This is a genomic window from Duganella sp. S19_KUP01_CR8 (genome assembly GCF_036688705.1).
In the GTDB taxonomy this organism is placed as follows: Bacteria; Pseudomonadota; Gammaproteobacteria; order Burkholderiales; family Burkholderiaceae_D; genus Rugamonas.
The window spans coordinates 18,868-42,442 of sequence record NZ_JAQQPR010000010.1 but is presented as its reverse complement, the minus strand read 5'-3'; the positions used below and the strand labels follow the sequence as shown (position 1 = coordinate 42,442).

Annotated in this window: 16 protein-coding genes; 6 read left to right on the top strand and 10 right to left on the bottom strand. The window is 62.5% G+C overall.

Going from position 1 to position 23,575, the window contains the following annotated elements; translation table 11 throughout:
- Position 1: 1 nt before the first annotated feature.
- The 3 genes from V6M89_RS12070 (at position 2) to icmF (ending at position 8,171) form a co-directional block, all read left to right on the top strand.
- Positions 2-934 (top strand): LysR substrate-binding domain-containing protein, encoded by a 933-nt coding sequence (locus V6M89_RS12070; RefSeq protein ID WP_332853396.1) that lies wholly within the window; start codon positions 2-4, stop codon positions 932-934.
- A 228-nt stretch (positions 935-1,162) separates the two neighbouring features.
- A complete protein-coding gene (locus V6M89_RS12065) occupies positions 1,163-4,726 on the top strand; it encodes an indolepyruvate ferredoxin oxidoreductase family protein (RefSeq protein WP_332853395.1) in 3,564 nt (1,187 codons plus the stop codon).
- Positions 4,727-4,883: 157 nt separating this feature from the next.
- On the top strand, positions 4,884-8,171 hold the full coding sequence (gene icmF / locus V6M89_RS12060; RefSeq protein ID WP_332853394.1) for a fused isobutyryl-CoA mutase/GTPase IcmF: 3,288 nt from the start codon (positions 4,884-4,886) through the stop codon (positions 8,169-8,171).
- 396 nt (positions 8,172-8,567) lie between these two features.
- On the opposite strand, the gene V6M89_RS12055 is transcribed toward icmF, so the two are convergent.
- The 4 genes from V6M89_RS12055 to soxR all read right to left on the bottom strand — a co-directional run bounded on the left by V6M89_RS12055 (position 8,568) and on the right by soxR (position 12,324).
- A complete protein-coding gene (locus tag V6M89_RS12055) occupies positions 8,568-9,299 on the bottom strand; it encodes an SDR family NAD(P)-dependent oxidoreductase (RefSeq protein WP_332853393.1) in 732 nt (243 codons plus the stop codon).
- Between the two features lie 146 nt (positions 9,300-9,445).
- Complete coding sequence (locus tag V6M89_RS12050) at positions 9,446-10,060, bottom strand: PEP-CTERM sorting domain-containing protein (RefSeq protein WP_332853392.1); 615 nt, start codon at positions 10,058-10,060, stop codon at positions 9,446-9,448.
- Between the two features lie 29 nt (positions 10,061-10,089).
- Positions 10,090-11,535: a pectate lyase family protein gene (locus tag V6M89_RS12045; RefSeq protein ID WP_332853391.1), complete on the bottom strand. Its 1,446-nt coding sequence runs from the start codon at positions 11,533-11,535 to the stop codon at positions 10,090-10,092.
- Positions 11,536-11,880: 345 nt separating this feature from the next.
- On the bottom strand, positions 11,881-12,324 hold the full coding sequence (gene soxR, locus V6M89_RS12040; RefSeq protein ID WP_332853390.1) for a redox-sensitive transcriptional activator SoxR: 444 nt from the start codon (positions 12,322-12,324) through the stop codon (positions 11,881-11,883).
- Between the two features lie 69 nt (positions 12,325-12,393).
- Between soxR and V6M89_RS12035 the strand changes: the two genes are divergently transcribed.
- Positions 12,394-12,792: a RidA family protein gene (locus V6M89_RS12035; RefSeq protein ID WP_332853389.1), complete on the top strand. Its 399-nt coding sequence runs from the start codon at positions 12,394-12,396 to the stop codon at positions 12,790-12,792.
- On the opposite strand, the gene V6M89_RS12030 is transcribed toward V6M89_RS12035, so the two are convergent.
- The 5 genes from V6M89_RS12030 to V6M89_RS12010 form a co-directional block, all read right to left on the bottom strand.
- Positions 12,785-13,792 carry a substrate-binding domain-containing protein gene (locus V6M89_RS12030; RefSeq protein ID WP_332853388.1) on the bottom strand — a complete coding sequence of 336 codons (1,008 nt, stop codon included), beginning with the start codon at positions 13,790-13,792 and terminating at the stop codon, positions 12,785-12,787. The two genes, V6M89_RS12035 and V6M89_RS12030, sit on opposite strands and share 8 nt — an antisense overlap.
- Positions 13,793-13,802: 10 nt before the next feature.
- Positions 13,803-15,071: an MFS transporter gene (locus tag V6M89_RS12025; protein WP_332853387.1), complete on the bottom strand. Its 1,269-nt coding sequence runs from the start codon at positions 15,069-15,071 to the stop codon at positions 13,803-13,805.
- Between the two features lie 30 nt (positions 15,072-15,101).
- Positions 15,102-15,743 carry a beta-phosphoglucomutase gene (gene pgmB, locus V6M89_RS12020; RefSeq protein ID WP_332853386.1) on the bottom strand — a complete coding sequence of 214 codons (642 nt, stop codon included), beginning with the start codon at positions 15,741-15,743 and terminating at the stop codon, positions 15,102-15,104.
- Positions 15,740-18,064, bottom strand: a complete 2,325-nt coding sequence (locus tag V6M89_RS12015; protein ID WP_332853385.1) for a glycoside hydrolase family 65 protein — start codon at positions 18,062-18,064, stop codon at positions 15,740-15,742. The genes pgmB and V6M89_RS12015 overlap by 4 nt, the downstream gene beginning before the upstream one ends.
- A gap of 104 nt (positions 18,065-18,168) precedes the next feature.
- Positions 18,169-19,176 carry a LacI family DNA-binding transcriptional regulator gene (locus V6M89_RS12010; protein ID WP_036623020.1) on the bottom strand — a complete coding sequence of 336 codons (1,008 nt, stop codon included), beginning with the start codon at positions 19,174-19,176 and terminating at the stop codon, positions 18,169-18,171.
- A gap of 230 nt (positions 19,177-19,406) precedes the next feature.
- On the opposite strand from V6M89_RS12010, the gene V6M89_RS12005 reads away from it, so the two are divergent.
- Complete coding sequence (locus V6M89_RS12005; protein ID WP_332853384.1) at positions 19,407-21,881, top strand: TonB-dependent receptor; 2,475 nt, start codon at positions 19,407-19,409, stop codon at positions 21,879-21,881.
- Positions 21,882-22,015: 134 nt separating this feature from the next.
- Positions 22,016-22,357: a hypothetical protein gene (locus V6M89_RS12000; protein WP_332853383.1), complete on the top strand. Its 342-nt coding sequence runs from the start codon at positions 22,016-22,018 to the stop codon at positions 22,355-22,357.
- Between the two features lie 89 nt (positions 22,358-22,446).
- Here V6M89_RS12000 and V6M89_RS11995 read toward each other — a convergent pair whose 3' ends face one another.
- Positions 22,447-23,517 carry an MBL fold metallo-hydrolase gene (locus tag V6M89_RS11995; protein WP_332853382.1) on the bottom strand — a complete coding sequence of 357 codons (1,071 nt, stop codon included), beginning with the start codon at positions 23,515-23,517 and terminating at the stop codon, positions 22,447-22,449.
- Positions 23,518-23,575: the final 58 nt, after the last annotated feature.

Here is a 23,575-nt window from a genome sequence, read left to right as displayed (position 1 = left end):
CATGGAATTACGCCAACTTCGTTACTTTGTAGCCATAGTAGACCACGGTTCGCTATCACGGGCGGCCTTGGTGCTGCATGTTGCACAACCGGCACTAACGCAACAGTTACGGCAACTGGAGGAAGAGCTGGGCGTGCAATTGCTGCACCGCTCGGCGCAAGGCGTGCTCAGTACGGATGCCGGCAAGATCTTCTACGAACATGCCCAAGCCATCCTCAAGCAGGTGGCGGACGCCCGCTCGGCCGTGGCGCAGTCGGCCGAACGCCCCAGCGGCGCCGTCACGCTGGGGCTGCCGCACAGCATTTCCGGCGCGCTGGCGCTGCCGCTTTTGACGGCAACGCGCGCCCAATATCCTGAAATTACCCTGCAACTGACGGAAGAACTGACCGGCAACCTGAGCGACCAGCTCAAGTCCGGCCGCGTCAACCTGGCGGTGCTGTTCGACGACGGCCAACTGGCCCAGTTCGCTACCACGCCGCTGGTGGAAGAGGAGCTGCGCTTCATCTGTCGCGCGGATGCGACTTATGCGCAAGGTGAGCAGGCACTCACATTGACGCAGACGCTGAAAACCACGCTGATCCTACCCGGCCTGCAGCACGGCGTACGCCCGCGCATCGAAAGCGTGGCGCGCGAGGCCGGACTGACGTTGGGAAACGTCATCGAGATCAATTCCATCGCCATCCTCAAGTCGGCCATCCTGGCCGACATGGGCGCCACCATCCTGCCGTCGGCGCCTGTCCTGGACGAGCTGGAACGCGGCGCCATGCGCTCCCACCGCATCCACAGCCCGTCGATTTCGCGCACGGTGGTGTTGTGCGCCTCCAAGAATATTCCGCTGACCAATGCCGCGGCGGCAGTCAGCCGGCTGGTGCAGCAGGTCAGCGCACAGTTGTGCGCCGGCGACACCTGGCCGGGCGCGACCGCCATCGGCTGACGCATCGCCCCAGTACTTCGCCTGAGCCATCACTTTTTCTTATACCCCCATCGGCAATCCGTATTTCCGTATACGTCAACTAACGCCCATACTCTGCCACAAAGCGGGTTTTTTAAGCCTAAAATACCTGCACCGCCGCTAACCATGCGGCCCATGGCCTGATCCTGGCGCGCCTACCCGGCGCCACCAAGTTTGGGCGCGATCTGACACAAAACCGGAGACACCACCATGCCCGATACCACGGCAAACGGCCCAGCAACGTCCACCAGAGACGCCGCCCCATCCCGCCTGACCACCGTCAGCCTCGACGACAAATACACTGCAATCAAGGGCGACATCTTCCTGTCCGGCATCCAGGCGCTGGTGCGCCTGCCGATGATGCAGCGCGTGCGCGACCAGGCGGCCGGCCTGAACACCGCCGGATTCATTTCCGGCTACCGCGGCTCGCCGCTGGGCGGCCTGGATGAAAACCTGTGGAAAGCCAAGCCTCACCTGGAAGCGCACCACGTGCAGTTCGTGCCGGGCGTGAACGAGGATCTGGCCGCGACCGCCGTCTGGGGTTCGCAGCAGGTCGATCTGATCGGCGAGGCCAAGTACGACGGCGTGTTCGCCATGTGGTACGGCAAGGGCCCGGGCGTGGACCGCTGCGGCGACGTCTTCAAGCACATGAACCACGCCGGCACGTCCAAGCACGGCGGCGTGCTGCTGGTGGCCGGCGACGACCACGGCGCCTACTCGTCGACGCTGCCGCACCAGTCGGACCACCTGTTCTCGGCCTCGATGATCCCGCTGCTGTATCCATGCAATGTGCAGGAATACCTGGACCTGGGCATCCACGGCTGGGCCATGTCGCGCTTCTCCGGTTGCACGGTGGCATTCAAGGCGCTGGCCGATACGGTCGAATCGTCGGCCTCGGTCGATGCCGATCCGTTCCGCGTCGAGGTCAAGATCCCGCAGGACTTCGTCATGCCGGAAGGCGGCCTGAATGCACGCCTGTCCAGCATCCCGCTGGGCCAGCAGGCGCGCAATCAGGAAGCGCTGATGCAGGACTACAAAATCTACGCCGCGCTGGCCTATGCGCGCGAGAACAAACTGAATCACACCACCATCACCAGCCCGAACGCCAAGCTGGGCATCATCGCCTCCGGCAAGTCCTACCTGGACGTACTGGAAGCGCTGGAAGAACTGGGCATCGACGAGAAGATGGCGGCCGACGTCGGCCTGCGCCTGTTCAAGGTCGCGATGCCATGGCCACTGGAACCGGACAGCGTGCGCGAATTCGCGCAGGGCCTGGACGAGATCCTGGTGGTCGAGGAAAAGCGCCAGATCGTCGAGTACCAGCTGAAGGAACAGCTGTACAACTGGCGTGACGACGTGCGTCCGCGCGTGATCGGCAAGTTCGATGAAAAAGGCGAATGGGTCGCCCCGCGCGGCGAATGGCTGCTGACCTCCAAGGCCGACTTCTCGGTGTCGCAAGTGGCGCGCGTGATCGCCTCGCGCGTCAAGCGCCTGATCTCGGACCCGGTCACCTGCGACCATATCAAGGCCCGCCTGACCTTCCTCGACGCCAAAGACGCGGTGCTGAAGAAAGCCATCAACACCCCGTTCCGTCCGGCGTTCTACTGCTCCGGATGCCCGCACAACACCTCGACCAAAGTCCCTGAGGGCAGCCTGGCGCTGGCCGGCATCGGCTGCCACGTGATGGCAACCTCGATCTACCCAGAGTTCAACAAGCTGACCACGCACATGGGCGGCGAAGGCGCGCCGTGGATAGGCCAGGCCGCGTTCTCGAAGATCCCGCACGTGTTCCAGAACCTGGGCGACGGCACCTACTTCCACTCCGGCTACCTGGCGATCCGCGCTGCCGTGGCGGCCAAGGTCAACATGACCTACAAGATCCTTTACAACGACGCCGTGGCGATGACGGGCGGCCAGCCGGTCGACGGCATCACCTCGGTGCCGATGATCGCGCAGCAGATGGCGGCCGAAGGCGTCAAACGCATCGCGCTGGTCACCGAAGACCTGAGCCGCTACACCGACCGCAGCGCCCTGCCATCCATCGTCAGCCTGCACGACCGCAAGGACATGGACGCGGTCCAGCGCGAGCTGCGCGAGATCGGCGCGGTATCGGTGCTGATCTACGACCAGACCTGCGCGGCCGAGAAGCGCCGTCGCCGGAAGAAAGGCGAGTTCCCCGACCCTGCCAAGCGCATGGTCATCAACGAAGCCGTGTGCGAAGGCTGCGGCGACTGCGGCATCCAGTCCAACTGCACCTCCATCCTGCCGAAGGAAACGGAGTTCGGCCGCAAGCGCACCATCGACCAGTCGTCCTGCAACAAGGACTACTCGTGCGTGAAGGGCTTCTGCCCGAGCTTCGTCACCGTCGAAGGTGGATCGCTGAAGAAGACCAAGACCGGCGTCACCAAGGACAACGCCGACGACGGCTTCGGCGCCCTGCCGGAACCGGTGCTGCCATCGTGCGAGCAGCCGTACAACATCCTGATCAACGGCATCGGCGGCACCGGCGTGATCACCGTCGGCGCGCTGATGGGCATGGCCGCGCACCTGGAAGGCAAAGGCGCGTCGGTGCTGGACATGACCGGCATGTCGCAGAAAAACGGTTCGGTCACGTCGCACGTCAAAGTCGCGAAGACCCCGGCCCACCTGCGCGCGCAACGCATCGCCACCGGCGAAGCGGACGTCATCCTCGGCTGCGACATGCTGACCGCCGGCGCCGCCGACGCGGTATCGAAGATGCGTCCGGGCCGCACGCTGGCCATCGTCAACCTGCACGAGCAGCCGCCAGGCACCTTCGCGCAGAACGCCGACTGGCAGTATCCGGTGGCGGAAGTACGCGCGTTGATCGAGGAATCGGTCGGCGCCGGCGCCGCCGATTTCATCGACGCCACCAAGCTGGCCACCGCGCTGATGGGCGACTCCATCGCCGCCAACCTGTTCATGCTCGGTTATGCATGGCAGAAGGGCCGCATCCCGCTGACCGAAGCATCGCTGCTGCGCGCGATCGAGTTGAACGGCGTCGGCATCGCCTCCAACAAGAAAAGCTTCCTGTGGGGCCGCCGCGCCGCCGTGGACCTGAAGCGCGTCGAGCGCGTGGCCACTCCTACGCAAGCGATCGTGATGCAGATGCCGCAAAGCCTGGAAAACGTCATCAACAAGCGCGTCGAGTTCCTGACCGCTTACCAGAACGCCGCCTACGCTTCCACCTACGAGCAACTGGTGTCGCAGGTGCGCGCGAAAGAGACCGCCCTGGGCCTGGGCAACAAGCTGTCCACCGCCGTCGCCAAGTACGCCTTCAAGCTGATGGCCTACAAGGACGAATACGAAGTGGCGCGCCTGTACACCGACGGCCGTTTCGTCGAGCAGCTCAAGCAACAGTTCGAAGGCGACTTCTCGGTCAAGTTCAACCTGGCGCCGCCGATGTTCGCCAAGAAGGACGCCAAGGGCCATCTGGTCAAGGCGGAATTCGGTTCGTGGATGTGGAGCGCGTTCAAGCTGCTGGCCAAGTTCAAAGGCCTGCGCGGCGGCGCGTTCGATATCTTCGGCTACACCGAGGAGCGCAGGATGGAGCGTGCGCTGATCGTCGAGTACCGTGACATGGTCGCCGCGCTGACGGACAAGCTGTCGCCGGAAAACCACGCCACCGCCGTGGAACTGGCCGGCCTGCCGGAGAAAGTGCGCGGCTTCGGCCACGTGAAGGAAAAGGCCGTCGCCACCTTCCGTACCGAGAAGGCGCGCCTGCTGGCGCAATTCAGCCAGCAACGCGCAGCGTAAGGAGCCGCGCCGTCGTTCCCGCGCAGGCGGGAACCCATACGGCGCGCGCTCAGCATGGGTCCCCGCTTTCGCGGGGACGACGCAATACCGACTTGATTGACGTTAACGTAAACGTCATATAATGAACCAAACAAAGCACAAAAGCCCAAGGGACACCATGAACGACCTCTCCGCTCCTAAAGTTGTAGCCGTGCCGGATCAACCGCGCCTGAACAATAAAGTCCGTTTCGTCACCGCCGCCTCGCTGTTCGACGGCCACGACGCCTCGATCAACATCATGCGCCGCATCCTGCAATCGAACGGCGTCGAAGTGGTCCACCTCGGCCACAACCGCTCGGTCGACGAAGTCGTCACCGCGGCGCTGGCCGAAGACGTGCAAGGCATCGCCATCTCCAGCTACCAGGGCGGCCACGTCGAATACTTCAAATACATGATCGACCTGCTGCGCGCGCGCGGCGGTGCGCACATCAAGGTATTCGGCGGCGGCGGCGGCGTCATCGTCCCCGACGAAATCGCCGACCTGCATGCCTACGGCGTCACCAAGATCTTCAGCCCGGAAGACGGCCAGCGCATGGGCCTCGTCGGCATGATCCAGTGGATGGTGCAGCAGTGCGACATCGACCTGTCCAACTACTCGCCTACTACGCTGGCGCCGTTGAAGGAAGGCGACATCGCCGCCCGCCACCGCCCGCTGGCCCAGCTGATCACCGCGCTGGAAAACGACAAGGCCTCCCCTGCCCTGCGCGCCGAACTGCTGGCCTCCGCAGAAGGCCTGGCCGTGCCGACGCTGGGCATCACCGGCACCGGCGGCGCCGGTAAATCCTCGCTGACCGATGAACTGATACGCCGCATCCGCCTCGACCAGGGCGACGCCGTCAACATCGCCATCATCTCGATCGACCCGTCGCGCCGCAAATCCGGCGGCGCGCTGCTGGGCGACCGTATCCGCATGAACGCGATCAATCCATGGAATGGTCAGACGCGCGTCTTCATGCGTTCCCTGGCCACGCGCGAAGCGGGCTCCGAAATCTCGCAGGCGCTGCCTGACGTTATCGCCGCGTGCAAGGTAGCGGGCTTCGACCTGGTGATCGTCGAAACCTCCGGCATCGGCCAGGGCGACGCCGCCATCGTGCCGCACGTCGACGTGTCGATGTACGTGATGACGCCGGAATTCGGCGCCGCCTCGCAGCTGGAAAAAATCGACATGCTCGATTTCGCCGACTTCATCGCCATCAACAAATTCGACCGCAAAGGTTCGCAGGACGCGCTGCGCGACGTCGCCAAGCAATACCAACGCAACCGCGAAATGTGGAGCAAGCGTCCGGAAGAAATGCCGGTCTACGGTACCCAGGCATCGCGCTTCAACGACGACGGCGTCACCGCTCTGTATCAAGGCCTGCTGCCTAAACTGGAGCAATTCGGCCTGAAGGCCAAGCCGGGCAAGCTGGCGCCGGTGGATGTGCGTTTCTCCAGCGGCAAACACGTGATCGTGCCACCGGCACGCGCGCGCTACCTGGCGGAGATTGCCGACACCGTACGCGGCTACCACCGCTTCACGCGCAAGCAGGTCACGCTGGCACGCGAACGCCAGCAGCTGACCGAATCGAAACGTATGCTGGCCACCGCCCACAAGACCGCCGACTTCGACGATTTGATCGCCGAACGCGATGCGGAAATGGATGGCGGCGCCAAGAAGCTGCTGGCCCAGTGGCCGGACATGCAGGCCGCGTATGCCGGCGACGACTACGTCGTCAAAATCCGCGACAAGGAAATCCGCACTCGCCTGATCCAGCACACGCTGTCCGGCACCAAGATCCGCAAGGTGGCCCTGCCGCGTTATGAAGACCACGGCGAAGTGCTGCGCTTCCTGATGCTGGAAAACGTGCCGGGCTCCTTCCCGTTCACGGCCGGCGTGTTCGCCTTCAAGCGCGAAGGCGAAGACCCAACCCGCATGTTCGCCGGCGAAGGCGATGCCTTCCGCACCAACCGCCGCTTCAAGCTGGTCTCCACCGGCATGGACGCCAAGCGCCTGTCGACCGCCTTCGATTCCGTGACCCTGTACGGCGCCGATCCGGCGCTGCGTCCCGACATCTACGGCAAGGTCGGCAACTCCGGCGTGTCGATCGCCACGCTGGACGACATGAAGGTGCTGTACGACGGCTTCAACCTGTGCAGCCCAAGCACCTCGGTCTCGATGACCATCAACGGTCCGGCGCCGACCATCCTGGCGATGTTCATGAACACCGCCATCGACCAGCAGGTTGAGAAGTTCGTCGAAGAGAACAAGCGCCAGCCTAGCGCCGACGAAGCGGCCAAGATCAAGGACTGGGTACTGCAGAACGTGCGCGGCACCGTGCAGGCCGACATCCTGAAGGAAGACCAGGGCCAGAATACCTGCATCTTCTCGACCGAGTTCTCGCTGAAGGTGATGGGCGACATCCAGGAATACTTCGTCCACCATCAGGTGCGCAACTTCTACTCGGTGTCGATCTCCGGCTACCACATCGCCGAAGCGGGCGCGAACCCGATCTCGCAGCTGGCGTTCACGCTGTCGAACGGCTTCACGTTCGTGGAAGCCTACCTGGCGCGCGGCATGCACATCGACGATTTCGCACCGAACCTGTCATTCTTCTTCTCGAACGGCATGGACCCGGAATACACGGTGCTGGGCCGCGTGGCGCGCCGCCTGTGGGCGGTGGCGATGCGCGACAAATACGGCGCCAACGACCGTTCGCAGAAGCTCAAGTACCACGTGCAGACGTCGGGCCGTTCGCTGCACGCGCAGGAGATCGACTTCAACGACATCCGCACCACGCTGCAGGCGCTGATCGCGATCTACGACAACTGCAACTCGCTGCACACCAACGCCTACGACGAAGCCATCACCACGCCGACCGACGAATCGGTACGCCGCGCGCTGGCGATCCAGCTGATCATCAACCGCGAATGGGGCCTGGCCAAGAACGAGAACCCGAACCAGGGCTCGTTCATCATGGAAGAGCTGACCGACTTGGTGGAAGAAGCGGTGCTGCAGGAGTTCGAACGCATCGCCGAACGTGGCGGTGTGCTGGGTGCGATGGAAACCGGCTACCAGCGCGGCAAGATCCAGGAAGAGTCGATGCTGTACGAGCACCAGAAGCACGACGGCACGCTGCCTATCATCGGCGTCAACACCTTCCGCAATCCGAAGGCGACCGGCGAGCCGCAGAAGATCGAACTGGCGCGCTCCACCGACGACGAGAAGCAGTCGCAGCTCACGCGCCTGGACGACTTCCACGCCCGCAATGCGGACGCGGCGCCGGCAGCACTGGCAGCCTTGCAGCAAGCGGCCATCGACAACGCCAACGTGTTTGAAAAGCTGATGGACGCCGTGCGCGTCTGCTCGCTGGGCCAGATCACGACGGCGCTGTTCGAAGTCGGCGGTCAATATCGCCGCAATATGTAAGGCCAACCAGGCGGGAGGCGGCTCAATGCCTCCCGTCAGCCGATTGCAGCAGTCTCCGGCCCTTTTCCGAAACGAAGACGCGGCCGGAATAACCGCCTTCGCTGGCAATCAGGCCATCGGCGCAAGCGTCCTCCCATATGGTCAGCCTGGGACACGAGCTGCGCCACACCTCCATTACCTCAGAATACGAATGCGGCCGCTGCTGTAGCCAGTCCAGCATCTGCAGCGTCAATGAGTCGTGCGCGTTTGTCATGGTGCTATCCCCGACGGTCTGATCTCAATTCAATATAGTCGCTGCATCGGACTAGAACAAGCCTTCACGACTCGAAATGCGGCCCGGCGCCCTCCTGCGCCAGCGCGTCCTGCGCATTGCGCAGCGGGCAGGTGATTGTCCCTCTACCATTTGCCATTGTGGGCGCCTCCGTCCACCCGCAGCACTTCGCCGGTGACTTGCTTGGCCTCGGTCAGGTACACCACCGCATCGGCAATGTCCTCGACGTTGGAGATGGTGCCCATCGGGTGCAACGACTTCAGGAAGTCTTGCGGAATGCCTTTCAACAGCGGCGTGTCGACCGAACCTGGCGACACCACATTGACGCGGATGCCATCCTTGGCGAACTCCGATGCCAGGCTGCGGCTGACGGCATCGATGCCGCCCTTGGTAATCATCGGCACGGCCGCCGTCAGGGCCGCGTTGGGCGCATCGACCAGCGTGCTGCTGATGCCGACGATGCTGCCGCCGCGCTTCTGCGCCAGCATCTGCTGGATCACCAACTGGCTGATGTGCAGGTAGCCATCCAGGTTGGTACGCACCAGCGCATTGAAATCATCCTGGGTGTATTCCAGGAAGGGCTTGGCGATGAAGATGCCGGCGTTGTTGACGAGACCATCGATGCCGCCGAATTTTTTTACGGCGGTATCGACGATGCTGACTGCGGTCGCTCGTTCGGCAATGTCGCCATCGACCAGCGTCAGCCGGTCCGATGGCGCGAACGGGGCGCTCTTGCTGATGCTGCGCGAGGTGGCGACGACGTTGTAGCCGCGTGCCAGGAAGGCGTTGACGATGCCCGCGCCTATGCCCTGCGACGCGCCGGTGACGATGATGGTTTTTTGTTGTTGCTGGCTCATGATGCTCTCCAAGTAAGTGGTCGGTTTCATCCGACCTCTATCGATCGGATGAAACCACTGTACGCCGGAGGTAGAGCCAGATAAATACGGACAACGGACAAAAAGTAGTTACGTCATGTAATGAATAGTGGCTCCATCAGCACTCATTATTGCTTGCGGCGGCGAGCCAGCGCACCGATGCCGGCCAGGCCAACGATAAACATCGTCATGCCGGCCGGCTCGGGCACGCTGGACACCACCACACCATCCACCCGCAGTCCCTGGTCCAGTCCCAGGAAGGTCGCGTCATACCACTGGCCGCCCTGCATCAGCGCATAGCCACCCAATGCTTGCGGCGCCATGCCAGGCATGCTGCTTTGACTGCCCGCGCCATAACTCGACGTGAACACCACCCAGTAAGTACCCGGCCCCACTTTCCAGTCCAACGCCGACACGCCATTCCAGGCCAACGCGCCAGCACTGGTGGCGACACTGGCCGATTGCAGCACGCTACCCGGTATGAAGCCACCGTCGCCGTCCGCGCTGTTGCTGAACAAGCTGACGCCCACCGTGCCCGCATCCGTGCTGAAATAACCGGAGATGCCGGCTATGGTCAGCGCGCCCGTCACCGAAAACTGGCCGGCGTAGCTATGGTTGCTGTTGAACGCCCAGCCGCTGCCGGCGGCGTTCGACGGCGTTCCCGTGTCGACCACCAGCGCAGCCTGTGCCGCCCCAGCCGCCAGGCACAGCGCGAAAATGAAACTCAATCGTTTGAAGAACATGCGTTTCCGCCTTTCAGATGTGGATGCGATTACTTCAATTTACCGGCGCCGGCGTTGGCCGGCACTGAGCTCAGCGTGGCGGTCGCGGTTTGCAGCGCGTACAGATACGGCGGCGTCCACAGATTGGCAGCGCTTGGCAATGCGAGACCACACTGGCCGTCTACCAGATTGGTGCCCGCCTTGTCGCTGACGAAGACATGGCCGGACGAACGGAAGCCGGTGTAGTCCTTGCCCTTGATGGCCTTGCCGCAGAACTCAGTGAGCTTGAGGCCCGTGATGTTGTAGTAGTGGTTTTCGATCAGCATGTTCGAGTGGTAGCGCGCGTCGGTACCGCTTTCGAACTTGATATCGGCATCCTTGGTGGTGACGTTGCCGGTAATGAGGTTGTTGAACATGTGAACCTGTCCATAGCGATTCAACGGCAAACGCGTGGTCGCGCCGTCCCACCAGTTGCCGCTGAAAGTCACATGCATGCGGCCCTCGTCGCTCCATGCGCGGCCGGAGTCTCCATTCCCCACCAGCGTGGTCTTGTGGTGCTTGCCGAAGTAGCTGTTGGATATGGTGACGTAGTCGCTGCCCCGTACCACATCGAGCGCGCCATCGTGCCGCGTGGTGTAAGGGGCGACGGCCAGCGAGTCCGGCGTGTCGCCGTCGCTGATGGTCAGGTGATCGAGGTAGATATTCTGCCCGCGCGATACCGTCAGGCCGTCGGCATAGGCATTCGCCGAGTCCTCAGGATTGACGTCCCACGGCGTATCGAGCACCAGGTTGCGCACGATGACGTTGCGGGTCCAGGTCGGATAGTCGTCGCCATCCTTGCCGTCGGCGATCCACTTCTTGAAGTCGGCCTCGGGGTCGCCGCCAACCGTCAACGCCAGTTCGCCGCCGATCAGCAGCGCTGTGCCGGTGATGCGAGCCGCGCGGCCCTGGGCGTCGTTGATGCCGACCAGCGTCGTATTCGAGGGCAGGCTGATCGAACCACCCAGCTTCTGGTCCGAATAGCTGGTGTATTCCTTGAACACCGTGTTGTTCTGGCTCCAGCGCAGATCGATATGGCCGATCACGCGAATGATCTTCGGTTCGTTACCGGCTTCGTTGATGGCGGCGACCAGCTGCTGGCCGTTGTACACGGTGTAGACACGGTTGGCGGTGGCCGAACCGCCGCCCGTCACCAGCACCGGCGTCTTGCGCGAGCGGGAATGCCAACCGGTGGCAGGCGCGCTGTTGCGCTCGAAGGTCAGCACGCCGCCGGTCGGATCGGCCGAGGCGAACTGCCACACCGGCAGCTTGGGCGCGGCCATGTAGTTGGCGGGATCGTGCAAGCCGCTGACCAGCACCGGGGCCGAGTAATTGCGCACGCCGTATTGGGCCGTTTGCAAGGGAGTGCTGGCGCCGACGAGGGTCTTGGCGTCTATCGTTGCGGCCTGCGCGGCCGATGCCAGCAGAATGCCGGCGGCGATGAGTGAATATTTCAAGGTTGTCTCCATTTTTTTAGAAGGTAACTGGCAATGCAAGTGACGATTCGTACCCACGTGTTGGTGCCTTGCGCGCCGCAATGCCAAATCGATTTTCGAATCGAAAACCGACGTGAGATATCAGCCGGAACGAATCACGACCGATATCTGCCAACTGAGTGGGTCTGGATAAACATTCAGCATCCGACTGCGATGACTGAAACAGGCACCTTGCGTACCTGTCGCCGTTGCGACGAGGGCTGGTAGCCGAGGTCGCGCAGGTCAAGGATCGAAGCCGGCCGAGGGTTCACACCGGCGTCGAATAAATTGATACTAATCTGTCGGAAAAAAATATGCAACAAGCTTTCAACGGGACTCGAAGTGCGGTCCTGCGCCCTCCTGCGCCAGCGCGTCCTGCGCGTTTCGTAGCGGGCAGGCCTTCAGCGACAGGCATCCGCAACCGATGCAGCCGTCGAGTTGATCGCGCAATTGCATCAATGTCTTGATGCGTTCTTCCAGCTCCAGCTTCCACGCGGCGGAGAGATGGCGCCAGTCTGCAACGGTGGGTGTTCGTCCCGACGGCAGGGCATCCAAGGCCTGCGCGATCGCCGCCAGCGGCAGGCCGACGCGTTGCGCGACCTTTATCACCGCCAACCGCCGCAACACAGAGCGTGCGTAGCGGCGCTGGTTGCCGCTGGAACGGACCGAATGTATCAGCCCCTTGGCTTCATAAAAATGCAGCGCCGATACCGCCACGCCGGCTCGCTCGGCCAGCTCGCCGACGCCGAGTTCCTTCGGAGGAGATGCCATATAAAATCCTTGACCTCAAGTTAAGTTGAGATTTTATAGTGTCTGCACATTCACTGCCTGAAGGACGCCATGAAATTCATCAACCCACCCGGTCTGTACGATCCACGCCCCAACGGCTACAGCCACGTCGTCGTCGCCGAAGCGCCGGCCCGCATCATCTACATCGCGGGTCAAGGCGGCGAGAGTGCCGATGGCGTGCTGTCGGAAAGTTTTGAAGCGCAGGTCAAGCAAGCGTTGACCAATCTGCAAACCGCGCTCACCGCCGCCGATGCAAGGCTGAGCGAAGTCGCCAAGGTCACGGCACTGATCGTCGATCACAACGAAGAACGCCTGGGTATCTTCAGCAACGCACTGCGCGCCGCCTGGGGCGAGCATCCCGCCCCGGCTTGCACGCTGATTCCCGTGCCGCGCCTGGCGCTGGACGGCATGCTATTCGAGATCGAAGCAACAGCGGTTATTGCTAAGTAGGTGCGCCAACGGTCGATCCCGCCAACAGCACCGGCTGCCACAGCTCTTGCAGCTCGCCGGCCGGCTTGCCATCCACCAGGGCCAGCAGCATCTCGACCATGCGGGCGCCGGCTTTGTGGGCGTCCGGCTGGTCGATGGTGGTGACGTCGACGCCGGCCAGCGTGTCGGCCATGCTGCCCCAGACGATCACCGACATCTCCTTGCCGATATCGATACCGGCATCGAGCAGCGCGCGCACGGCGCCAACGCCGGACAGATGATTGTCGACGATGACCGCGGTCGGCCGCGGCGAACACGCCAGCAACTGCTGCATCGCCTGGTAGCCGCTGCGGCGGTCCAGCGTGTTGTCGATCAGGTAGCGCGTATCCACTTCCAGCCCGGCCGACGCCATCGCCGCCACAAAGGCGTCCTTGCGCTGGCGGGCGAAGTTCAATTCCAGCGGCGCGCTGACCAGCGCCACGCGCTGATGGCCCAATCCCAGCAAGCGCTCCATCGCCATGCGGATGCCCGCCGCGTTGTCGTAGTCGAACCACGCATACGGCGCATCGAGCTGCGTGCGGCCATGCGCGACAAAGGGAAATTTGGCTTTGCTCAGGAAGGCGATGCGCTCGTCGCGCACCAGCGTGCGGCTGACCACCAGTCCATCCACACGCCGCCCGCGCACGATCTGCTGGTACGACGGCTGCTCCGCCGCCGGCGACACCGGCGCGATGATCAGGTTCTTGCTGACCTGCTCCAGCGCGGCCGACATGCCGGCCACCACGTCGAGGAACATCGGATCGCCCAAGTCCGCCGGCAGCAGCGGATAGATGATGCCGAACACATTGGTGCGTCCCAGCGCCAGCGAGCGCGCCATCGGATTGGCCTGGTAGCCGTTCTCCTTGGCCGCCTTCAGCACGCGCTCGCGGGTCCGGCCGTTGACCTCCGGGTAACCGTTTAACGCCCGGCTCACCGTGGTTTTCGACATGCCGAGTAAATTCGCGAGGCGCTCCAGGTTCATAGACAATTGCTCAATGTTGACCGCTGATTATAGCGGACGGGTCGAAACCACCACCACCGTCATCTACCGCTTTTTTGAAAAAATACAACATAATCAAGACGATAGAAATGGGTACCAGGGTCAGGTAGAAGGCGAAATGGCCGCTGAAATTACCGAACACGTAGCCGGTGATCAGCGAACCGGTGGTGCCGCCCAGTGCTGAAAAAATCACCAGCAAGCCGGTCATGGCCGAATGCTGGTTCTTCGGCAGGGAGCTGAGCATCACCGAATTGATGCCGGGGTAGATAGGCGCCATGAACAATCCGATCAGCGGGAACAGGAAGGTCGCCAGCGGCGCGCTGGACCAGCTGATGTTCGGATCGGCCACCACGTCGTGCGTCAGCGGCAGCGCCAGCAGCACCATCGCCGCCATGCCGATCACGCAGGCATTCATCACCGGATACCAGTTCAACTTGCGCATCAACACGCCGGCCGACAAGCGCCCGATCGCCAGGCAGGCGGCAAAGATGCTGGTCACCTGCACGCTCATCGCCGCCGGCAATTTCAGGATCTCGTTGTTAAACGTCGGTAGCCAGGTGCCTACGCTTTGCTCGATCAGCACATACAAAAACGCCGTGATGACGAACACGCACACCAGCGGTTTGAAGAACAGCTTGAGCATGGCGGCGAAGTCCTGCGCGATGCTGCGGCCCTGCGGCAGCGCCGCCATGTCCTCGTTGAAGGGAGTGGTCAGCAGCAGCGCAAACGTCAGCGCGCACAGCACGGCCAGCACCCAGTACACCTGCAACCAGCTGCGCGACAGCGGATCGGATGAATCGATGAAGTAGCCGAACACCCAGTAGGCGCTCAGCACACCGACCATGAAGAAGCCTTCCAGCAGATTCATGATGCTGGCGTGCTGCTTGCGGTCGGCGGCGATCAATCCCAGCGTCGAATACACCGACACCTTCACCAGCGCGAACGCTACGCCGACGCAGAAGAACAACAGCTTGGTGGTGGCGAACGACGGCAGCAACGGCATCGCCACGCAGGCGGCGGTGACGATGGCCAGCCCGGTCAGCATGGCCTTCTTGTAGCCCAAACGCGGCAGGAAGGACGCGATCAGGAAGGACACCGCTGCAATCGGCAAATCCTTGAACCCTTCCAGAATGCTGGCGCTGGACTTGCTGATACCGTAGTTGTTGATGACCTGAAGGATGACCGTGCCCACGCTATTGAGCAGGATCGCAAAAACAAAGTAAATCAGAAATAGCGCAAATAGAATGCGATTGTTCTTCATACTGTCTCCGAATTTTATAATTTATATTATTTAGTATGATTCGAGATTGAAGTCGCTCAGGCTCGTGATGACCACGTCGGCCTGAGTGAGCACAAAGGGATGGCCTATCCCCAGTGCGAACATGCCGGCCGATTTGATCGACGCCACCCCCGCCACCGCATCCTCGACGCCGAGGCAGTCCTCCGGCGCCACGCCCAGTTCCCGCGCCGCCTTCAGGAAAATCTCCGGATCCGGCTTGCCGCGCGCGATGGTCGCCGCATCGACCACGTAATCGAATTTATCGGTGATGCCCAGGCGGCCCAACACCGTAAAGGCGTTCTTGCTGACCGATGCCAGGCCGATACGCAAGCCCCGCGCGCGCACCGTGTCGAGCGCCCGCACCGCGCCCGGGAGCAGATCGGCCGCGGACATGGTGGCGATCAGCTCCTGGTAGTGCAGGTTTTTTTCGTCGGCCAGCGCCAGCTTTTCCTCGCTAGTGTACGCCCGCTTGGACGACGCCAGGATCAAGTCCAGCGATCCCATGCGGTCGATGCCCTTCAGGTTCTCGTTGAAAGCGTGATCGAAATGCACGCCCTGCGATTCCGCCAGGCGCTTCCACGCCAGGTAGTGATAGTGGGCGGTGTCGGTGATGACGCCGTCCAGGTCAAAGATAACGGCTTTAAAGCGGCTCATGCAAAACTCCTCGATTGCGTCGGTTGCGACAGCGTCAGTGCGACAGGTTCGCCGCCTTGGGTAAAGTTCAGCGCCTCGCCTTGCAGCAGGCGGTAGTCAGCGCGGCCAGGCTCCACGTGCACCTCAAGCAGCGCGCCCTTGAAGTGAATCTTGAACGTGTAGTGCTGCCACTGCTTCGGCACCGACGGCGCGAAATGCAGCTCGCCGCCCACCACGCGCATGCCCGCGAAGCCATACGCCACGCCCATCCAGGTGCCGGCCATCGCCGCCGTGTGCACGCCGTAGTGCGTGTTGCCGTGGGTGTCGTCCAGGTCGAGGCGCGCGGTCTCCATGAAGTAGTCGTAAGCCTTGTCCTGGTAGCCCACTTCCGCCGCGATGATGCTGAAGATGCAGGACGACAGCGATGAATCGTGCGTCGTCACCGCCTCGTAGTAATCGAAGTCGCGGCGCTTGTCCTCCAGCGTGAACTGGTCGGACAGCAGCAGCAGCGCCAGCACCACGTCCGCCTGCTTGCACACCTGGTGGCGGTAGATCACCATCGGGTGATAGTTCAGCAGCAGCGGGTAGTTCTCCTTCGGCGTGTTGGCGAAATCCCACACTTTCTTCGACAGGAAGCTGTCGTCCTGCGCGTGGATTTGCAGCGCTTCGTCGTAAGGAAGATTCATCAGCGATGCGGCGCGGCGCCATGCGGCCGGCTCGTTCGCATCCAGCGCGGTGGCGGCGGCGATGCGCGCAAACTCCACCGGCTCCCGCGCCTGCAACTGCTCCGCGATCGAGGCCGCAAAGTTCAGGTGCATCTGCGCCATCGCGTTGGTGTAGTAGTTGTTGTTGACCAGCGCCGTGTATTCGTCCGGCCCCGTCACCTGGTTGATGCAGAAGCGCCCCTCACGGTCATAGCTGCCAATGCCCATCCAGATGCGCGCGGTCTCCATGACGATTTCCGCGCCGTGCTTGACCAGGTATTCCTGGTCGTTGGTCGCTTCCATGTACAGCTTGATGGAGTAGGCGATATCGGCGTTGATGTGATACTGCGCCGTCCCCGCCGGGAAGTAGGCCGAGCACTCGTCACCGGCGATGGTGCGCCACGGGTACAGCGCGCCGGTCGCATGCGACATCTGGCGCGCGCGCTCGCGCGCCTTCGGCAGCCCGGCGTAGCGGTACTCCAGCAGCTTGCGGGCGATCTCCGGCTTCGAGTACAGGAAGAACGGGAAGATGTAGATCTCCGTGTCCCAGAAATAGTGGCCTTCGTAGCCTTCGCCCGTTACACCCTTGGCGGAGATGTTGGTCTTGCCGTCGCGGCCCACCGATTGCAGCAGGTGGAACTGGTTGAAGTGGATGCCTTGCTGGAGCGCGTCGTCGCCGGCGATCTGCACGTCGGCCTGCTGCCAGAAATCGGCCAGGTACTGCTCCTGCGCCAAGCGCAGTTCGTCGAACCCGCCCGCCTTGGCGGTGGCCAGCGTGTCTTTGCTGCGCCACATCAGCTCCGCCTCGGCGTAGTCGCGTGAGGAGAAATAGCTGCCGTATTTGTTCAGCGTGATGGTCTGGCCGACCTGCACCTGCAGCTCATACGTCTGCGTCAGGCGCTGCTCCACCTGGGCGATCTCGATGGTCGCATCGGCGCCTGTCAGTTCGGTATCGGTGGCGCTAACCAGCATGAAGCCGCTGTTGTGTGTGCGCTGCACCAGCGCCGCAAAGCCGACGTTCTGCTCATAGCGCACCATGTGCAGCGATTGGCCGGACACCGCCGAACCCACGCGCGGATCGTCGCCGGCTTCCTGGTTCTTCACCGCGCCGTCGAGCGCAGACACCAGCCGCAGGCGGCCCGCGAAATTCAGCGGCGTCACCGCGAACTCGATCGCGAACAAATGCTTGTTCTCGAAGCACACCAGGCGGCGGCTATGCAGCTTCACGCTGCGGCCCTGCGGCGAGGTCCACTCCACGCTGCGCGTCAGCACGCCGGTGTGGAAGTCCAGCACCCGCTCGTACGACTGCACGGTGCCGCTCAGCAGGTCGAAGCGCTCGTCCTCCAGCCACAGCTCGACGCCCTTCGCATTCGGCACGTTCAGCATGAACTGGTTCACCTTGGCCAGGCCGTAGGCCGCCTCCGGATACTGGATAGGCTCCGATTCGTAGAAGCCGTTCAGGTAGGTGCCGTCGAGCGAGGTGCCGGCCGGGCCGCTGTAGCCCTCCTCGCCGGTGCCGCGCAGGCCGATGTAGCCGTTCCCCAGCGCGAACAGGGTCTCGTCGAGAAAGTGGGAGTCGGTGTCGAAACTGGTCTCGCGGATGCACCAGGCTTCGAGGGGATAGGTGTGTTGTTGCACAGCGTATTCCTTAAAAATGCGATTCAAAGCGGTTTGAATTTTGAAAAAAGCCGGTTTATTGAGGTTTTTGGCTTATTTCAAGGGGAAACGGGAAAAGCGGAAAACTAGGTCTGGCGTACCATCAAGGTGGTCGGCAGCATTTCGGATGCGACCGGGTGGCCTTCGATCAGGCCCAACATCTTCTTGGCCAACAATACGCCGCCATCGCGCAGGTACTGGTGCACGCTGGTCAGCGGCGGCACGAAACTGGCCGCGCCGGGCGTATCGTCGTAGCCGATGACGGAAACATTCTCCGGCACCCGCAAATTCTTCTCGGCCAGCGCGCGGATCGCGCCCATGGCCAGCAAGTCACTGGCGGCAAACACGCCGTCGAAATTGGCGCCCTTCTTTTTCAACAGCGCCGAGATGCTGTCGAAGCCCGCCTCGAAGGTGAAGGCTTTGGGACGGATGATATGCACCGTCGCCCGCCCGCCCATCGCGTCGATGAAACCGGCGCAGCGTTCCTGCACCTCGGCGTGATCGACGTCGCCCAGGAACACCAGCTTCTGCCGGCCCTGCGCGATGAAGCGCTCGGCGGCGCTGATGCCGCCCTTTCTATTGTCCGAGCCGACCACGATGTAGTCGGTGTCGGCTTCCGGCGCGCCCCACACCACCAGCGGCATGCCGGTCTGCTGCAAAGTGCGCACCGCTTCGCCGTGCGAACCCTGGCCCAGCAGGATCAAACCGTCGGCGCCCTGCACCGGCGCCGTGTTCATCAACTGCTTGGACGTCAGCACCACGCTGTAGCCGGCGGTCGTCAGTTCCTGCGTAATGCCGCCCAACAGCTCCAGCGGATACGGATCGGACATCGGCCGGCCGCGCACGGGTGTCATTTCCACCACAACCGCCACCGAATAACTGCGGCCCATGCGCAGATTGCGCGCGCTCACATTGAAACGGTAGCCCTGCTCGCTCGCCAGGATGCGGATCTTCTCGCGCGTCTCCGCAGTCACCAGCGGACTATCGCGCAGCGCGCGGGAAACAGTGATCTTGGAGACGCCGGCCAGCTTGGCCAGGTCTTCCATCGTCAATGCTGTTTCGGCTTTGCGGGCTACAGACTTATTCGAAGGCATTGATCGCTCATAGGTTGAAAACAGGGGGGGGCGCACGCATTATGACAGAAATTTTTAATTTGTCGCGGAAAATGACATCGATAACATTTCGATTGACATCGATATCATTTCTTGTTTCAATGACCCATCTTCACGAATCGTGGAAGATGGGGATGGAACTACCGGAGGCTGTTTTGGCTGGTGGCGCGCCGTCCAGGAGACGATTTACACCATAAGAAAGCATAGACCACATGAAAAGCCAGAATCCGTTCTTGTTATCCGCAGTCACGGCTGCCGTCCTCACGCTCGTCAACCAGACCGCCGCGCAAGCCCAGAGCGCCGCCCCATCTGAACCAGCCACTTCCAAGGAAGTCACCGCCGAAGTCCAGCAAGTGGTCGTCACCGGCGTCGCCTCGGCGCGCGGCGTGCGCAAGGTCGACTCGGCCTTCTCCATCACCACCGCCAACGAAGAGCAGCTGAAACAAGCCTCGCCAAGCAGCACCGCCGACATCATGAAACTGGTGCCGGGCGTGTATGCGGAATCGACCGGCGGCCAGTCCGGCGCCAACATCGAAGTGCGCGGCTTCCCTTCCGGCAGCGATTCGCCCTTCGTCTCGGTGCAGCTGATGGGCAACCCGATCTTCCCGCCGCCAACGCTGTCGTTCTTCGAAGGCTCGTCGGCCTTCCGCCTGGACGACACGGTCGAGCGCGTTGAAGTGCTGCGCGGCGGCCCGTCCACCATCTGGTCCAACGCCCAGCCCGGCGCGACCATGAACTTCATCCTGAAAGAAGGCGGCGACACGCCTGAAGGCTCGGTGCGCTTCACCACCGGCACCGGCAGCCTGCGCCGCGTCGACATGTACTACGGCGGCAAAATCAGCGACGGCTGGTACGGCTCGGTCGGCGGCTTCTACCGCAAGACCGACGGTGTGCGCGACGCCGGCTTCCCGGCCGACGACGGCCACCAGCTGACCGCCACACTGACCCGCAAGCTCGACGACGGCAAGCTGACCATGTACGTCCGCAACACCGACGACAAGAACGCCTTCTACACCGGCGTGCCGCTGATCTCCAGCAACGGCGGCCACACGATCTCGGAATTCCCGGGCTTCAATCCGCTGACCGGCACTTTGATGAGCGGCGAAATGCGCAACTTCACCATCGAAGCGGCGCCCGGCAAGACGCTGAACCGCGACCTGGCGGACGGCCGCGGCCTCAAAGCCACCGTGTTCGGCGCGGACTTCGACCAGAAGATCGGCGAATGGAGCGTATCGAACAAGTTCAACCGCTTCGACGGCGACCTGAATACCAACGCCATGTTCACCGGTAACAACCCGCTGTCGATGAACGACTACCTGAAGGCGGCCATCAGCTCGGCCAACGGCAACGCGGCGACCGTCGCGGCGGCCGGCGGCAAGCTGGCCACGGCCGGCACCGCCACCTATGTGCACGGCGGCGCGGTCGACGGCAGCCAGCAGGTGGTGCAGGCCGGCCTGTGGTCGGTGGAGAAGAAACTGACCTCGTTCACCGACGAACTGCGCGTCAGCAAGGAAATCGGCAAGGACAACACGGTGACCGTGGGCGGCTATTTCGCCGACTACTCGTCGCGCGACGTCTGGTACCTGGGCAACAGCCACCTGATGTCGGCCGTGCCGCAAGCCAGCCTGATCAACGTAACCCTGAACAACGGCGTGGTCGTGTCGAAGAACGGCACCGACGGCAATGTGTTCTACGCGCCGGTCGCTTCGTACGACGGCCGCAACACCGCCGCCTTCATCTCGGACGAGTGGAAAGTCAACGACCGCATCAAGGTCGACTTCGGCATGCGCCACGAACAGCAGAAGATCAGCGGCACGATCTCCAACCTGACCTCGGCCGACACCGACAACAATCCGCTGACCGTGTACAACAACGGCACCTCGATGCCGGACGGTTCCAACACCTACCTGAGCCGCACCGACAGCGCCAATTCCTTCACCATCGGCGGCAACTACAAGCTGGCCAAGGATACGGCGGTGTTCGTGCGCGCCAACCGCGGCCACACCTTCATCTCCTTCGACGACCTGCGCGGCGCCGGCAACCAGAAGGCCGTCAACGACCGCGGCATCCTGCCGACGCCGAAAGTGAGCCAGTACGAAATCGGCTTCAAGACGGCGACCCAGATGTACAGCGCCTACATCAACGCCTTCCACACGGAATTCGACGGCATCGCCTTCTCGCAGGTGCTGGCCGACGGCCGCGAGCTGCATTCGATCAGCGGCTCCAAGGGCAACGGCCTGGAATTCGAACTGGCGGTGCGTCCTATCGCCAACCTGCAACTGGCACTGACCGGCGATTACCAGAAATCGGAATACCGCGACAATCCGGATACCGCAGGCAAAACCGTCCAGCGCCAGCCGAAGCTGCAATTCCGCTTCACGCCGACCTACAAGATTCCTCTGGGCGACGGCAACTCGGCCAAGATCTATGGCACCTACACCTCGATCGGCGAGCGTTGGGCTGACCAGGCCAACCAGCAATACCTGCCGTCCTACCGCACCATCGATGCCGGCGTGCTGTTCTCGCTGGGTGAGAAAATCGAAGTGCGCCTGGCCGGCACCAACCTCAACAACGAACTGGGCCTGACCGAAGGCAATTCCCGCCTGACCGCCGGCGGCTCCGGTCCGATCAACGCACGTCCGCTGTTTGGCCGTACCTGGGAAGCGTCGTTGCTGTACCGCTTCTAAGCTGTAGTTCCCTCCCTCACAGGCAAGGCGCGGTTAGCCTTGCCTTTTTTGTTTTTGTGGCCTACTCTGCAATTGATCGTACTCAATACGATTCTGCCTTACCATGCCCGGAATTATTGCTTAGGGGTTAGATCGTGGCTTCCGTAACGTCCGTCAGCGCGCTGCAAGCATCGATTGCACAGGCCGAAAGGCAGGTGCAGACAGATCAGTCACGCGTGAACCAGGACGCCAGCCGGCTGGAGCAAAGCCGGGTGCAGCTGACCAAGGATAAGCAGACGCTGAGCGATACCCAGCGCGAAAGCGATCAGGCGTCCGCGCCGCCGTTGAAGGCGGCGCCAGCCCCGAATTTGAATAATGCGATAGAAAGACCGTCGCGCGCCGAGCAAGTGCTGCCGGCCGACCTGCAGGCGCCGCCCAAGCCGCAGATCAACGCGCAGGGCGAGACCATCGGCAAGCTGATCAACGTCGTCGCCTGACCCGTCGTACCCGCGAAGGCGGGTACCCATAGAACGCATCCATGGATACCGAGTATGGATTCCCGCTTGCGCGGGAATGACGCTGGTTTCTACAGCGGCTGAGCCAGCATCGCCGCTTCCAGTTCCTTCACACCGTCCCACCAGCGGCCATCCGCCAGCGGCAGGCGGATATCGAGCGCCTTGCCGATTTCCGGCGTGGCCAGCGGCAAGCGGCGCTCCGCAGCCAGCTCGGCGATACGGTCGAACGGATCATGCCAGGCGTGCAGCGACAGGTCGAACGTGCCGTTATGAATCGGCAGCATCACCTTGCCGCGCAGATCGATGTGCGCCTGCAGGGATTCCTCCGGCTGCATGTGCACATCCGGCCATTGCGGATCGTAGGCGCCGGTCTCCACCATCGTCAGGTCGAACGGACCATGGCGGCGGCCGATTTCCTTGAAACCGTCGAAATAACCGCTATCGCCGCTGAAAAACACCTTCACATCCCGGTCTTCGATGACAAACGACGCCCACAGCGTCTTGTTGCGGTCGCTCAAGCCGCGGCCGGAAAAATGCTGGGCCGGCGTCGCCACCAGCTTCACCCCAGCAACATGGGTCGATTGCCACCAGCTCAGCTGCTGCACCTTGGCGGCCGGAATACCCCAGGCGACCAGACGGTCGCCCACGCCCAACGGCGTGATGAAGTGCTCGGTCCTGGCGGCCAGCTTCATCACGGCGGCGTAGTCCAGGTGATCGTAATGATCGTGCGACAGGATGATGCCCTTGATCGGCGGCAGCTCCTCGATGCTGATCGGCGTCTGGTGGAAACGCTGCGGCCCGGCCCACTGCACCGGCGAGGCGCGCTCGGAAAACACGGGATCGGTCAGCCAGAAATGGCCGTTGAGCTTGAGCAGCACCGTCGAGTGCCCGAGGCGGAACAGGCTGCGATCCGGAGCATCCAATAACTGCTGCTGCGTGATCGCATGAACGGGGATGGCCTGGCGCGGCACGGTGTCCTTGGGTTTATCGAAAGCAAAGCGCAGCATCACGCCCAGCGACTTGAAGAAACCCATCTGATGCATCTTGACCGGATTGCGGAACTTGCCGTCGCGGGTACGCGGCGCGCTGGGCACGGACAGGCCGTCGAGGTCGGATTCGGCGATAACGGATTGATAAGTCATGATGGGCGACTCCAGGGTTTAGAATGTACACTACACAGTGTAGTTCTTATTTTTTGAA